We start from the raw sequence: 13,686 nt of genomic DNA, 5'->3' as shown, positions 1-13,686 counted from the left end.
ATTTAGTTGCGGATTTTGCCATTTTATGCGATAATTTCTATACTGTCATGAAATTCGTCAATTCGCTGCTAACAGGAGGTTTTGTTTATGATCTGCCATATTGTCATGTTCAAATTCAAAGAGTTTGCCGAAGGGCGTTCCAAAGCCGAAAACCTGGCCGAAGCCAAACGGCGTATGCTGGCCCTTCGGGAGGAAATCCCCGAGATTGTCAGCATGGAGGTCTTCCTCGGCGCGCCTGGTTCTGCGGATACAAACTACGATTATATCCTTGTCTCTACCTTCCGCAGCATGGAAGAGATGCTCCGTTATCAGAAGCATCCCAGTCATGTGGCCTTCGGCAATTTTGTCAAGGCCCTGCGGGAACCCGACGGCCGCGCCAGCATCGATTACGAGCTGAAGGAATGACAGTGTATGTGCAAAGGCCTGCCCGGCATTTGCATTCTTGACACAAACTGGGAGAAGAGAAGCATGGGCTTCTCTTCTCCCGTTTTCATTTTGCGGCGCTATTTCTGGCATCAAACTCTTTCCGACATTTCCTAGGAAATGGGCGAAATGAAATTCACCGTGAAACTCCGGCTAAAACGAGGCGCGGATTACAGGGAATTCTCCTTTTACCCGCCGCTTTTCAGCTTCTATTGGAAGGATACAACTGGAACCTTATTCCACCTCAAAAATCGCTTCCGTCTCAACCGGCATGTTGCCGGGAAGCACGCTCAGCCCGATGGCGGAGCGTGTAGGGGCTCCGACCTCCTGGCCAAACAGGTCGATCAGCAGCTGTGTTCCGCCGTTGGCCACCTGGGGCTGATTGTAGAACTCAGGCACGGAGGCCACAAAACAGGTGACCTTTACCGCGCTTTTTACCCGGTCCAGATCCCCTATTTCACGCTTGAGAACGGCCAGAACATTGAGCATGGAATTTCTGGCATAAAGGTAGCCCTGTTCTTCCGTCACCGCTTCCCCCAGCTTTCCGGTAATGGGTGTACCGTCGGTAGAGGGACCGCAGCCCGAAATGTAAACCAGGTTGTCCCCAAAACATTTGGCCGGCGCATACACCCCGCCCTTCGCCGGCGGGGTTGGAAGGGCCAGACCCATCTCCTTCAATTTTTCTTCTATTCTGCCCATACTTATCGTTCCTTTCTATCATGGATTCAAAACAGGCAAAGGCCTATTTTTTTACTATTTTTCCGCCACGTTCCTGCGGCGGCTTTCCGTTGACAAGAACATACTCCAGGCCCTCTGCCTCCTGCCTGGGGTTCTGCCAGGTGGCCCGGTCCGTAAATTTCGCAGGATCAAACACCAGCAAATCCGCATAATTCCCTGGCTCCAGAGTTCCCCGATCCCTGAGGCCCAGCCGCCGGGCAGGCATGCCCGTCATCTTTCGGACCGCTTCTGCAAAGGAAAGCGCGCTCTTTTCGCCCGCATATTCCCGCAGGAACTTAGGAAAAGCGCCGTACAGACGAGGGTGGGGCATACCGCCGCCCCCATAGAGAGCGTCGGAGATGAGGCTGACATAGGGCAGGCAAAGCACCCGGTCCACATCTGCCTGGGCCATGCTCATGAGGATGACCCCTATCTTGCCGGAATTCTCATGCACCAGCCGGCAGAACAGCTCCGTCTCCGTACTTCCGGACAGCGCCGCAGCCGCAGTAAAGTCCAGCCCAGCATAAATACGGTCCTCTTCCCGGATCACAGAACCGATGACGATACGTTCCCAGCCGATGGAGGATACCATATTATCCCAGCTGGAAAATTCCTTGCCGATCTCCTGTGCCAAGTCACGGATGCCCTCCTGCGTACCCAGATAGGCGGCCGCCTCCCCTTTGGCCCGTTCCATAACGGTGGGGGGAATCAGGGAAAGGATCGTGGTGGATCCACCGGGATAGGGATACGCATCCGCGGTAACGTCCTGCCCTCTCCCGCGGGCCTCCTCCAAAACCCCGACAGCACGCTCGATTCCCCAACCGTGATTTTTCAGTCCCGTGACTTTGAGATGGCTTATGTTCACAGGTACACCGGCCCGCTCCCCGATTTCCAGCACCTCTTTTACCGATTCTGTCAGGGAATTCCCTTCGCCCCGGATATGACTGGTGAGATAGCCGCCGTACTCGCCGCATATTTTTGCCAAAAAGACAAAATCCTCGGTCTTGCTGAAACATTCCGGCGTGTACATGATACCGCAGGAAAGCCCCAGCGCTCCTGCTTCCATGGCGTCCTTCACGTAAATTTCCGCCCTGTGTCTGGATTTCCTGTCAAAGGGGACATTGTCGAATCCCTTTGACGCTGCAGTGATGGCCCCGGTGGCCCCCAATACTCCCAGGTTCAGCGGATACCGCCTTGTCTCCAGTGCCCGGAAAAACTCCGAAACCAGAGGGAAAAAACTGTTTTTGGGAGCTGTGCCCAGACAGGGCTCCAAAAAATCATAGAGCCGGTCCCTGTACTCCTCCGTACATGGTGCAGGAGCCAGCCCGCAGTTTCCCATCACAGCAGTGGTGATGCCCTGGGCAAGCTCCAGCCTGCCGAACTCCGGGTCATAAAGTGCCGCAAGATCACAATGGCGGTGGGCGTCGATAAACCCCGGAGTCACCGCCATCCCCCGGGCGTCCAGGACCTCTGCATCCAGCTCCCCAAAGGGAATGGGAGATACCTCCGCAAGCTTTTCCCCATCGATCAGCAGCTCCCCGGAAAACGGCTCTTTCCCTGTGCCGTCGCAGATGACGGCATTTTTCACCTGTATCATACCAGCATTCCCCTCGCCTCCACCGGCATTCTGCGCAGTACGCCGTCCTCAAAGACAAATACGCTGTTCTGCATGTTGACCGCTGTACAGACATGAATGGGAATCAGCTCCAAAACCTGCCCCACCCTGAGGCCTGTTCTTCCGTTTTTTGCGGTGAGAATCCCGTGCTCCTCGTTCATGCGGCGAAGCTGCAGGTTTTCATCGGGTTTGCCGTCCCCGCCGATGGGAATGGCATATCCGGGATACAGGAAGGGCGGCGTGTCCAGAGGAATATCCATGGGAAAGGTCTTCGTACCGCCGTCGAGCACCGCATAATCCGGCGCGGGAGTGCTCACCACCATTGCATACAGGCGGACGGCAATATCCTCCACTGCTGCACAGTTCTCTTTTGTGAGCATCCAGTCCCCAAAGATATAGGTACCGGGGCGTACCTCTGTAACCAGACCGGTCCTGGCCACTTGAAGGCCTGTAGGGGTGGAACCGGCGCTCACCTCCCGGATTGGCAGACCCCGGGTCCGCAGGCTGGCAGCCATACCGCTCATCAATTCCGCTTCCTCGACGGCAGCAGCCTTATTATCTTCCGTGGGACACCCATGGAGCACCAGGCTTTTAAACGTGTAAATGCCTGTCAAATTCAAATGCGGCAGGGCGGCAATCTGCCCCGCCAGCTCCAGAACATGCCCGCGGGTTACGCCGGTGCGCCGGGCACCTGTATCCACTTCCAGACGCACTTCGCAGGTAAGACCAGCTTCTCCGGCCGACCTGCTCAGCGCGGCGGCTCCCTCCAGGCTGTCAACCGCCAGGATCAGCCGTTTCACCCTTTTTTGCAGCTCCAGAGCGCGGTGGATACGAAATTCCCCCACCATGGGATAAGCGATGAAGATATCTTCCACACCGCCTGCCGCCATCACCTCCGCTTCGCTGACTTTGGCACAGGTGATTCCCTCCGCTCCTGCTGCCAGCTGAAGCCTGGCAAAATAGGGGATCTTGTGGGTTTTTATATGAGGTCGCAGTTTGCAGCCGCAGGCCGATACCGCCTCCTGCATCCGGCAAATATTTTTCTTTGCCGTTTCCGTATCCACCACAATGCAGGGAGTTTCCTGCACAGCTGCCTTATGCTCCCGGATCAGCTCAAACACTGTTTTCCTCACCTGTATGACCCTCTCTCCCTTTTCAAAACACGGAGCCAGCTGCTTTCTGTTTCCTCCGCCGTAAAAACCACTTTGCGGTTATTATAACACGGCGCAACCGGAAAGTCATCGCTGATGTCCGCCGCTGCGTGAAAAGTTCTGCACCATCCCGGCAGCCAGAGAGTGATTAACACCACAGTCTTTTCTTTTGATCAACTGTACTTCTCTCTGGGCTTAAAATTGGGTTTATAAAACACCTTTCCCGATGCGACTCCAGCAAAAGCTTTTGGGAAAAAAGAGACGGCGTCCAAATAAGACGCCGTCTCTGAAACTGCTATTCTTAGAAATTTCCGTTTGTCAAATCCTCAACCACAAGGGTACGGGGAGAATTGTCGCTTGCCTTTGCGGCAGGTGCTGCAGCAGCGGCAACAGGGGCCGCCGGCTCTTCCTGGTGGGGATGATCCCTCCACTCGAAGAACTTGAGCGCAACCTGAGGGAACAACGCATAGCTGAGAGTATCCTCTTCGCAGTTGCCGATACCCTTTTCCTTGCACTCAGCGCGGAGCTTCTCCATTTCAGGCTCGATCTGATCCGCGGGGCGGCAGGTGATGACCTCGTCGTTGCCGATGGCCTTCTTCCGCACTTCCTCGTTGACCTCGCCGGGCAGCTGGCCGTACTCACCGCGGAGCAGTGCCTTGGACTCCTTGGTGACCATCTTGTAGCGGTCGCCGGACAGCACGTTCAGTACCGCCTGCGAACCCACAATCTGGCTGGTAGGAGTGACCAGGGGCGGATAGCCGAAGTCCTTGCGGACACGCGGCACTTCTTCCAGCACATCATAATACTTATCCTCGGCATTGGCCTGCTTCAGCTGGGAGATCAGGTTGGACAGCATGCCGCCGGGCACCTGATACAACAGGGTGTTTACATCCACCTTCAGGACCTTGGGGTTGATATCCAGCTTCTCGGCAACGCCGCGGAAATGAGCGGCCGCTTCGGAAAGCTTCGCCATATCCAGGCCGGTATCGCGGCTGGTACCCTGCAGGGTGGCCACCATGGCCTCTGTCGCGGGCTGCGAGGTGCCGTTGGCCAGCGGGGACAGGGCGGTATCCACAATGTCAACGCCCGCCTGAGCTGCCATAAGGTTTGTCATGTCACCCGTACCGGTAGTGTTGTGCGTGTGCAGATGAATCGGCACGCCCACATTCTCCTTGAGCTTCTTCACCAGGGAATACGCATCGTAGGGCAGGAGCAGGTTCGCCATGTCCTTGATGCAGATGGTGTCGGCGCCCATTTTTTCCAGCTGCATAGCCAGCTTTACGAAATAATCCTCGCTGTGCACAGGGCTCTTGGTGTAGCTGATGGCGGCTTCCACTAGTCCGCCGTATTCCTTGACATACTTCATGGCGGCTTCCATGTTCCGAGGGTCATTCAGTGCGTCGAAAATGCGCACTACATCGATACCGTTCTCAATGGATTTCTTGCAGAAGGCTGCCACCACATCGTCTGCATAGTGCCGGTAGCCCAGAATGTTCTGGCCGCGCAGCAGCATCTGCAGCTTGGTATTGGGCAGACCCTTCTTCAGGGTCCGCAGGCGCTCCCACGGATCTTCATTCAAAAAGCGCATGCACACGTCGAACGTGGCGCCGCCCCAGCACTCCAGGGACCAGTAGCCGATGCTGTCCAGCAAGGGAAGCACGGGAACCATATCCTCAATCTTCATGCGGGTGGCAGCCTGAGACTGGTGCGCGTCACGCAGGATGGTGTCCATTATCTTAAGGGGATTTTTTGCCATATTGTAGACCATTTCCTTTCCCTGTGAATATCACAGAAACGATCAGTCGCTTAACCAAACAGGGACAGCAGCACACCGGCCGCCACAGCGGAACCGATTACGCCGGCCACGTTGGGACCCATTGCGTGCATCAGAAGGAAGTTGGAAGGATCTTCCTTCTGCCCCACCACCTGGGAAACACGGGCCGCCATGGGTACGGCGGAAACACCGGCGGAGCCAATCAGAGGATTGACCTTCTCCTTCGCGAACACATTCATCAGCTTAGCGAGCAGCACGCCGCCGGCAGTTCCCAGGGCAAAGGCGCAAACGCCCATCACCAGGATTTCCAGAGTCTGGAGGTTCAGGAAGTTGGCCGCGGTGGCGGTAGCTCCCACAGAGATGCCCAGGAAGATGGTGACAATGTTCATCAGTTCGTTCTGAACGGTCTTGCTCAGACGGTCCACAGCGCCGGACTCACGCATCAGGTTGCCCAACATCAGGCAGCCGACCAGCGGAGCGGCTGAGGGCAGCATGAGGGAGACAAAGATGGTGACGATGATGGGGAACAGGATCTTCTCAGTTTTGGAAACCGGGCGAAGCTGCTTCATCTTGATCCTGCGCTCTTCCTTACTGGTCAGCAGCTTCATGATGGGGGGCTGGATGACCGGGACCAGAGCCATGTACGAATAGGCCGCCACGGCAATGGGGCCCAGCAGTTCAGGCGCCAGGGCAGCCGTGGTATAGATGGCGGTGGGGCCGTCCGCGCCGCCGATGATGCCGATAGAGGCGGACTGGGGGCCGGTAAAGCCCAGCAGGTTGGCGCCGATAAAGGTAAGGAAAATGCCGACCTGGGCGGCAGCGCCCAGAAGCAAGCTCTTGGGGTTGGCAATCAGGGGACCAAAATCGGTCATAGCGCCCACGCCCACGAAGATCAGGCAGGGGTAAATGCCCAGTTTGACGCCCAGATACAGGTAGTCGATCAGGCCTCCGTGGCCAGTCCCCAAAGCAGCCCAGTCGATCACCCCGTTGGCGAAGTACTCGGCATGGTACATTCCAGCGCCGGGCAGGTTCGTCAACAGCATGCCAAAGGCGATGGGCAGCAGCAGCAGGGGCTCAAATCTCTTGACAATGGCAAGATACAGCAGAACACAGGAAACCAGGATCATCACCAGACAGAGAGGATTCTGTCCAATCAGAGCGAAGCCTGTATTCTGCAAGAAGTTCATAATGGCTTCCATTGAATTGTTACACTCCTTTAATTAGTATTAGGGAAAAAAAGCACCTTATGCGATGGTGCAAAGGAGTGTTCCGCTCTCTACGGAAGCGCCCTTGGAGACAGAAACAGCGGTAACTGTGCCATCCTTGGGAGCCATGATCTCGTTTTCCATCTTCATGGCTTCCAGAACCATCAGCACGTCGCCGGACTTGACAGTCTGGCCTGCGGCCACCTTTACGTCCAGAATGGTGCCGGGCATGGGAGCAGTTACTTGCTCTCCTGCACCTGCAGGTGCGGCGGCAGCCGGAGCCGGAGCAGGGACAGCTGCAGGAGCGGGAGCGGCTACAGGAGCAGGGGCGGCGCCCTTTACTTCTTCTACAGTGACTTCATAAGCAGTGCCGTTGACGTTCACATTGTACTTTCTCATAGTTTTATACCCTCTCTTAAAATCATACTTCTTACTGTTTTATACCGCGGACAGGCTTGTCTCACAGCTTCCGGATCGCGTGAATTCTGATGTGGTTTACATCCGTGCCCATATCCTCTGCAACAGCCGCCGCAATAGCGGCAACCAGCAGCTGCTTGTTAGGCTGCACAGCAGGCACAGGTGCGGCAGGCGGAACAGGAACCGCCTGAGGAGCACTTTTCCCAGTGACCTTCGTCATGATAGCTCCCATAATCTTAATGATGACAATGAGACAGATCAACACAACGAAAACTGTGATAAGACCCATGAGAACAACTTGGATAAAACTCGGTTCGTTCATAGAAATTTGACCTCCCTTCGCCATGACATTATGAATAAACTAACACAAAACAATGGTTGGATTTTGAAAAAACACCATTCTCCCGCATTTTATCAAAATCAGATCTATGATAGCACGAACCGGAATTTTTTACAATCCTTTTTGTTCATGAATTCGTTAAAACTTTTTCAAAGTTTCATTCCAAACCCAAAAAGGTTCACGCATCCTTCCATCTTCTTCTGTACTGGTAAAAACGGCCTCACAGGTCTTTCTTCTCTGTTTTTTTTGTGATACAATAAGTAAAAAGCTCGAAAGGGGGCGACAACTATGCGGGTACTGATCTTATCCTGCAACACGGGACAGGGGCATAATTCAGCTGGATCGGCTGTCCGTGAGGAACTGGAGGCTGCAGGCGCGGAATGCGAACTGTTGGACGCCCTGTCTTTTGCACGCGGAAACACTTCAAAGACTGTCGGCGGAGCGTACGTAAGCGTCACCACAAAAGCGCCCTCCCTGTTTGGCGGTCTGTATCAACTGGGCGGCCTGATCAGCAACCCATGGCTGAAATCCCCTGTTTATCTGGCCAACACCCGGTACGCCGGAGCCCTGGGGGACTACATAGAAAAATCAGGCTTCGACGCCGTGGTGTGTCCGCACCTCTTCCCTGCTGAAACCCTGACCTGCCTGCGCAGAAAAGGGCGGCTCTCTGTTAAGACCTATGCGGTTGCCACCGATTACACCTGCATCCCTTTCTGGGAAGAGACCGAGCTGGACGCCTATTTTGTCCCCCATGAAGATTTGAAACGGGAATTTTCCGGAAAAGGAATCCCGCAGGAGAAACTGATTCCCACAGGTATACCAGTTTCCCGCCGCTGCCTGCAGAAGACGCCGAAGGCAGAGGCCCGCCTCCTGCTGGGTCTGCCGGAACAGGAAAAGGTCTTTCTGGTGATGACCGGCAGCATGGGGTTTGGGGACATCTCTTCTTTTGCATTGGATCTGCTGCTGAGCTGTCCTAAAAATTCACGCATTCTCATTTTGACAGGCAGGAACGCCGCGCTCAAAGACCGCATCGATCACGATTTTTCCCGGGAAAAACGGGTGCAGACCGTGGCCTTTACCAGGAATGCGCCGCTGTATATGGACGCCTGCGACATTCTGCTGTCAAAGCCGGGAGGACTCACCAGCACGGAAGCAGCCGTGCAGAACATTCCCTTGGTACACACCAGGCCAATACCGGGCTGTGAAACAGCCAACGCCAGATTTTTTGTCTCCCACGGCCTGTCTGTGTGTGCGGTGCACCCCAAAGCAGCCGCATTGGCTGCCGCTTCTCTCGCTGAAGACACGGCCGCCCTCCAGCGTATGACTGAATGCCAGAAAAGAGAAATAAATCCCAATGCGGCGGAAGAGATCGCCGCCATAATTCTCTCGGGGGATGTACCAAGCAATAATGGGACAAAAAACTAAGGAGGTCCGGTTTATCCCCTGCTCCCGGTTTTAACCCCTGTTTTCCGTCCGCTGTCCGGAACAGTTCCGAGCAGCGCAACCGTCTGTGTGAAAAAGGAGGTATGAACTGTGACGACGTTCCGTTATCTGCTGTTTTCTTTGTTTGGTTTTCTGCTGGGCAGCGTGCTGTTCAGCTATCATCTGCCCCGGCTGCTTAAGGGTGTGGATATCCGGGCTCTCAGCGAGGATCACAACCCCGGAGCCGCCAACGCCGTGAAATACGCAGGGATCCCGGTGGGGATGCTCTGTGTGTTCTGCGACCTGTTCAAGGGCTTCCTCCCCGTCTTTCTGGCCCTGCGGTATACGGATCCCCGAAGTCTGTGGTTTGCCCTGGTTCTGGCCTCCCCCACCCTGGGTCACGCCTGCGCCCCGCTGTACCATGGACGCGGCGGCAAGGCTATTGCCGTCACGTTCGGCGCGCTGCTGGGCCTCGTTCCCATGAGCTGGCTGGTTTTCGTGCTGGCCGCTTTCTACATTTTCTTTTCTGCGGTCTGGGCCATCCATCCCAATGAGAGACGTACCGTAGTCACCTTTTCCCTTTTCACCGCCGCCTGCGTGCTGGGTGCTTCCTATACGGGACGCTGGCCCTTTGGGCTGGGCGGCATGGCAATTTCCGCGGTGGTGATTCACAAAAATCTGCGGGATGCGCATCTGGCAGCCCCTCATCCGGAGAAGCAGCCCCAGGAACCCTGAACCTGCTTTTCCCGATACTCGGTACTTGACGCCCTGAAAACCTTTTGCTATACTGAATTCCGTCGGAGGGAAGCCGCTCAGAAAGAAGCGTTTTGCCGGATAAGACAGCTGGCTGGGATGCCTGTTGTTTTATCCGGTTTTTTATGAAAATTTTGTGGAAGGGAAGCCAAAACAATGCGTACACAGTCAGATTTCACGGAAGGAAAGATTTTAGGGCCGCTGCTGAAATTTTCTCTTCCCGTACTGTTCGCCATGTTGCTGCAGGCCATGTACGGCGCGGCCGACTTGCTCATCGTGGGCCAGTTCGGCGCGGCGGCGGACGTCTCCGCCGTCTCCACAGGCAGCCAGATCATGCAGACCATCACCTCGGTCATCACGGGGCTGTCCATGGGCACCACGATCCTGCTGGGACAGAAAATCGGTCAGAAGAAGCCTGAAGAGGCCGGGAATGTAATCGGGGCCGGCGTCTGTATTTTCGCTGTGCTAGCCCTGTTTCTCACCGCAGCCATGACTCTGTTCGCCGGTCCCTTCTGCGCCGCCATGCAGGCGCCGGCAGAAGCTTTTGACAAAACCGTGGATTACGTGCGCATCTGCTCGGCAGGCGCCGTCTTCATTGTTGCCTACAACGTGCTGGGCAGCATCTTCCGGGGGATGGGGGATTCCAAAACGCCCCTGCTTGCGGTATTTATCGCCTGTATCTGCAATATTCTGGGAGATCTGCTGTTCGTCGCCGTATTTCATATGGCCGCAGCCGGGGCCGCCCTGGCCACGGTACTGGCGCAGGCCCTCAGCGTAGTCCTGTGTGTCCTGGTGGTCCGAAGAAGAGGGCTTCCCTTTCCCTTTTCCCGGAAAAACCTCCGGTTTCACCGGCAGGTGATCTTCAAAACACTGAAGCTGGGTTTCCCTATCGCCCTGCAGGACGCCCTGGTGAGCATCTCTTTCCTGGCCATCATCGCCATCGTCAACTCACTGGGCGTCATCCCCTCCGCCGGGGTAGGCGTAGCGGAAAAGCTCTGCATGTTCATCATGCTGGTGCCCTCCTCGTTCATGCAGTCCCTTTCCGCTTTCGTGGCCCAAAACATCGGTGCGAACCGCAACGACAGAGCCGTGCGCGCCATGGTCTGCGGCATGCTCGCCTCCCTGCTCATCGGCGTTGCAATGGCTTTCCTCGCCTTTTTCCACGGAGACTTTCTCTCCGGCCTGTTTGCCAGAGATCCTCAGGTGATTGCAGCTTCCGCAGACTATCTGCGCGCCTACGCTGTCGATACCCTGCTGGTTTCCTTCCTGTTCTGCTTTTCCGGCTACTTCAACGGCTGCGGCAAGACTACCTTTGTCATGGCCCAGGGGATTGCGGGCGCCTTTCTGGTGCGCATCCCCGTCTCCTTCCTGATGAGCCGCATCCAGCCTGTCTCCCTGTTCCTGGTAGGCTTGGCCACACCCTGCTCCACTGTGGTTCAAATCCTGCTGTGCGCCGGTTATTTTTATCTGCTTGGCCGGAAACGCCGAAAGGCCGGTTCTCTCTAAGCCCCGCGCTATTGTCTCCATAAAAAAAGCTTGCCGCAAAGCAATGCGGCAAGCTTTTTTATTTCTTTACAGTTCTGTCATTCTGCTGATCATCGCTCTGAGCAGGGCCTGAAAGTCTTCCGCCACCCGGTCCGCAGTGGCCTTAACCTCTTCATGGGAAAGAGGCGCCTTGCTGATTCCAGCTGCCAGATTGGTGATGCAGCTGATACCGCAGACCTCGAGCCCCAAATGCCGGGCCGTCATAGCTTCGCAGGCCGTGCTCATGCCCACGGCGTCCGCACCCAGCGTCCTGAACATGCGGATTTCCGCGGGCGTTTCGTAGTTTGGGCCTGTAGTCTGAAGATAGACCCCCTGCTTCAGCGGGATTCCCAGCTTCCCGGCTTCCTCTTCCGCCACCGTGCGCAGTCTTCTGCTGTACACCTCCGACATATCCGGAAAACGGAGGCCAAAAGCTTCCTCATTGGGGCCCAGCAGGGGGGAAGGGATAAAAGAACTGATATGGTCGGTGAGCAGCATCAGGGCTCCTGCGGCAAAGTCTGGATGAATCCCCCCTGCCGCATTGGTGAGGATCAGCCTGCGGGCCCCCAGCCGGGCCATCACCCGGATGGGCAGCACCACGTCCCGCATGGGATAGCCTTCATAGTAGTGGACTCTTCCCTGCATAACGGCAACCGGCTCTTTTCCCACATAGCCCAGGACAAAACGCCCCTTGTGACCGCTGACGGTGGACACGGGAAACCCTTCGATCTCCCCGTACTCCACCACGGCTTCGATCTTGACGTTGTCGGCAAAGCCGCCCAGGCCGGAGCCCAGCACAAGAGCCGTATGGGGCTCAAACCCCGTCTTTTCCCGAATATACCGCACACAGGTCTCCACACGTTCCATTTCCGCACCCATTCTCTTCCCCCCATGCAACTGCTTGATTGTATTTATTCTACATGCCTGCCGGGGATTCTGTCAACACTCGGAAATGCGGAGAAGACGGTTATATTTTGCTACACGTTCCGTCCGGCAGGGGGCGCCTGTTTTGATCTGCCCGGCATTCACCGCCACCGCCAGGTCGGCGATGAAGGTGTCCTCCGTCTCGCCGGAGCGGTGGGAGACGATGGTCTTATACCCGTTCTTCTTGGCCAGCTCAATGGCGTCCAGCGTCTCGCTGAGTGTTCCGATCTGGTTGAGCTTGACTAAAATAGCATTGCCGGCCTTTTCTTCGATCCCTTTCTGCAGCCGTTCCATATTGGTCACGAACAGGTCGTCTCCCACGATCTGCAGCCTGTCCCCCAAACGTTCCGTCATTTTGGTCCAGGCGGGGAAATCCTCTTCTCCCAGCGGGTCTTCAATAGAGACAATGGGGTACTTGCGCACAAGCTCTTCCCAAAAGTCAATCAGCTCATCTGAGGAAAACCGCGTTCCGCGCTTCGGGAGCCGGTATTCCCCATTTTCGGCCCATTCGCTGCCTGCCGCGTCCAGCGCCAGCTTCACTCTTCCGCTGTATCCTGCAGTTTCCACCGCGCTCAGAATTTCTTCTATGGCCTCTTCATCCGAAGCGAGGTTCGGTGCAAAGCCGCCTTCGTCCCCCACTGCCGTGGAATGACCTTTTTTCTTCAGCTGTCTGCCCAGAGTGTGATAAATTTCTGCACACCAGCGAAGCCCCTCCCGGAAGTTTTCCGCCCCCGTGGGCATGATCATGAACTCCTGAATGTCAATATTGTTTCCAGCATGAGCGCCGCCGTTGAGGATGTTCATCATGGGCACCGGCAGCTCGTGGGCCGCCGCGCCGCCCAGAAAACGGTAGAGCGGCATACGGTAATGGGCGGCGATGGCCCGGGCGCAAGCCAGGGATACCGCCAGAGTGGCGTTGGCGCCCAAATGGGCCTTATTGGGGCTGCCGTCCAGCTTTATCAGGACCTTATCCACCTCCCGCACCGTCAGGCTGTGAAGATTTTCCAGCGCAGGAGAGATCATCTCATTGATATTCTGTACCGCCTTCAGCACGCCCTTTCCCCCATAACGCCGCTCGTCGCCGTCCCGCAGCTCCACTGCCTCAAACTTTCCGGTGGACGCGCCGGAGGGAGAGGCCGCCGTACCCATGGAGCCGTCCGTCAGCTGCACTGTAGCGCTGACGGTAGGGTTCCCCCGGGAATCCAGGATTTCGCTTCCGTAGACCTTTTGAATTTTTACCATAGTGATAACCTTCTTCCTTTTAGCGAGGCGCGGGGCTTGACGCGGTTTTCCGGGCCTTTCCCGCCTTCCAAGAATTGTTCTATTCTTTAGTATTCTGCATTGCAGGACGGTTTAAACTGTGGTAGGATAAAAATATCTTCTCCTGTTTTCGAAAAGAAGAGCAGCCTCTCCTGGAAACA

At 56.0% G+C, this 13,686-nt stretch carries 13 protein-coding genes; 4 read left to right on the top strand and 9 right to left on the bottom strand.

All coding sequences use genetic code 11. The features are described from left to right. Positions 1–87: 87 nt before the first annotated feature. Positions 88–405, top strand: a complete 318-nt coding sequence (locus BN3911_RS04400) for a Dabb family protein (protein WP_066861878.1) — start codon at positions 88–90, stop codon at positions 403–405. Positions 406–657: 252 nt separating this feature from the next. On the opposite strand, the gene BN3911_RS04395 is transcribed toward BN3911_RS04400, so the two are convergent. The 7 genes from BN3911_RS04395 to BN3911_RS04365 form a co-directional block, all read right to left on the bottom strand. Further along, a complete protein-coding gene (locus BN3911_RS04395; protein ID WP_082942075.1) occupies positions 658–1,122 on the bottom strand; it encodes a RidA family protein in 465 nt (154 codons plus the stop codon). A gap of 43 nt (positions 1,123–1,165) precedes the next feature. Continuing rightward, positions 1,166–2,737 (bottom strand): N-acyl-D-amino-acid deacylase family protein, encoded by a 1,572-nt coding sequence (locus tag BN3911_RS04390; protein ID WP_066861872.1) that lies wholly within the window; start codon positions 2,735–2,737, stop codon positions 1,166–1,168. After that, complete coding sequence (locus BN3911_RS04385) at positions 2,734–3,888, bottom strand: alanine racemase (RefSeq protein WP_242871071.1); 1,155 nt, start codon at positions 3,886–3,888, stop codon at positions 2,734–2,736. Before BN3911_RS04385 ends, BN3911_RS04390 begins: the two co-directional genes overlap by 4 nt. A gap of 319 nt (positions 3,889–4,207) precedes the next feature. Further along, positions 4,208–5,662, bottom strand: coding sequence for a pyruvate carboxylase subunit B (locus BN3911_RS04380; protein WP_082942074.1), 1,455 nt, complete (start codon positions 5,660–5,662; stop codon positions 4,208–4,210). Between the two features lie 50 nt (positions 5,663–5,712). Then, complete coding sequence (locus tag BN3911_RS04375; protein ID WP_082942073.1) at positions 5,713–6,879, bottom strand: sodium ion-translocating decarboxylase subunit beta; 1,167 nt, start codon at positions 6,877–6,879, stop codon at positions 5,713–5,715. Between the two features lie 45 nt (positions 6,880–6,924). Next, positions 6,925–7,284: a biotin/lipoyl-containing protein gene (locus BN3911_RS04370; RefSeq protein ID WP_066861866.1), complete on the bottom strand. Its 360-nt coding sequence runs from the start codon at positions 7,282–7,284 to the stop codon at positions 6,925–6,927. Between the two features lie 61 nt (positions 7,285–7,345). Continuing rightward, positions 7,346–7,624, bottom strand: coding sequence for an OadG family protein (locus BN3911_RS04365; protein WP_066861864.1), 279 nt, complete (start codon positions 7,622–7,624; stop codon positions 7,346–7,348). A 306-nt stretch (positions 7,625–7,930) separates the two neighbouring features. Here BN3911_RS04365 and BN3911_RS04360 point away from each other — a divergent pair, with 306 nt between their 5' ends. The 3 genes from BN3911_RS04360 to BN3911_RS04350 all read left to right on the top strand — a co-directional run bounded on the left by BN3911_RS04360 (position 7,931) and on the right by BN3911_RS04350 (position 11,323). Continuing rightward, a complete protein-coding gene (locus BN3911_RS04360; protein WP_066861861.1) occupies positions 7,931–9,067 on the top strand; it encodes an MGDG synthase family glycosyltransferase in 1,137 nt (378 codons plus the stop codon). Positions 9,068–9,175: 108 nt separating this feature from the next. Continuing rightward, entirely contained in the window at positions 9,176–9,799 is a 624-nt protein-coding gene (locus tag BN3911_RS04355; protein ID WP_082942071.1) for a glycerol-3-phosphate acyltransferase, read from the top strand. Between the two features lie 174 nt (positions 9,800–9,973). Continuing rightward, the gene (locus BN3911_RS04350; RefSeq protein WP_066861858.1) at positions 9,974–11,323 is read left to right on the top strand and encodes an MATE family efflux transporter; all 1,350 of its coding nucleotides are present in this window, start codon (positions 9,974–9,976) and stop codon (positions 11,321–11,323) included. 66 nt (positions 11,324–11,389) lie between these two features. Here BN3911_RS04350 and BN3911_RS04345 read toward each other — a convergent pair whose 3' ends face one another. Together BN3911_RS04345 and eno are read right to left on the bottom strand one after the other, a co-directional pair. After that, the gene (locus BN3911_RS04345; RefSeq protein ID WP_066861855.1) at positions 11,390–12,220 is read right to left on the bottom strand and encodes a purine-nucleoside phosphorylase; all 831 of its coding nucleotides are present in this window, start codon (positions 12,218–12,220) and stop codon (positions 11,390–11,392) included. A gap of 60 nt (positions 12,221–12,280) precedes the next feature. Further along, positions 12,281–13,507, bottom strand: a complete 1,227-nt coding sequence (gene eno, locus BN3911_RS04340) for a phosphopyruvate hydratase (protein WP_066861850.1) — start codon at positions 13,505–13,507, stop codon at positions 12,281–12,283. Positions 13,508–13,686 lie beyond the last annotated feature (179 nt).

It is taken from the genome of Neglectibacter timonensis (genome assembly GCF_900048895.1).
Classification (GTDB): Bacteria; Bacillota; Clostridia; order Oscillospirales; family Acutalibacteraceae; genus Acutalibacter; species Acutalibacter timonensis.
This window is presented reverse-complemented; position numbering and strand designations above follow the sequence as displayed.

Excerpts from the sequence above, each read along its gene's own strand:
- BN3911_RS04400 (WP_066861878.1), top strand. The coding sequence starts at position 88 with ATGATCTGCCATATTGTCATGTTCAAATTCAAAGAGTTTGCCGAAGGG.
- BN3911_RS04395 (WP_082942075.1), bottom strand. The coding sequence starts at position 1,122 with ATGGGCAGAATAGAAGAAAAATTGAAGGAGATGGGTCTGGCCCTTCCA.
- BN3911_RS04390 (WP_066861872.1), bottom strand. The coding sequence starts at position 2,737 with ATGATACAGGTGAAAAATGCCGTCATCTGCGACGGCACAGGGAAAGAG.
- BN3911_RS04380 (WP_082942074.1), bottom strand. The coding sequence starts at position 5,662 with ATGGCAAAAAATCCCCTTAAGATAATGGACACCATCCTGCGTGACGCG.
- BN3911_RS04375 (WP_082942073.1), bottom strand. The coding sequence starts at position 6,879 with ATGGAAGCCATTATGAACTTCTTGCAGAATACAGGCTTCGCTCTGATT.
- BN3911_RS04370 (WP_066861866.1), bottom strand. The coding sequence starts at position 7,284 with ATGAGAAAGTACAATGTGAACGTCAACGGCACTGCTTATGAAGTCACT.
- BN3911_RS04365 (WP_066861864.1), bottom strand. The coding sequence starts at position 7,624 with ATGAACGAACCGAGTTTTATCCAAGTTGTTCTCATGGGTCTTATCACA.
- BN3911_RS04360 (WP_066861861.1), top strand. The coding sequence starts at position 7,931 with ATGCGGGTACTGATCTTATCCTGCAACACGGGACAGGGGCATAATTCA.
- BN3911_RS04350 (WP_066861858.1), top strand. The coding sequence starts at position 9,974 with ATGCGTACACAGTCAGATTTCACGGAAGGAAAGATTTTAGGGCCGCTG.
- BN3911_RS04345 (WP_066861855.1), bottom strand. The coding sequence starts at position 12,220 with ATGGGTGCGGAAATGGAACGTGTGGAGACCTGTGTGCGGTATATTCGG.
- eno (WP_066861850.1), bottom strand. The coding sequence starts at position 13,507 with ATGGTAAAAATTCAAAAGGTCTACGGAAGCGAAATCCTGGATTCCCGG.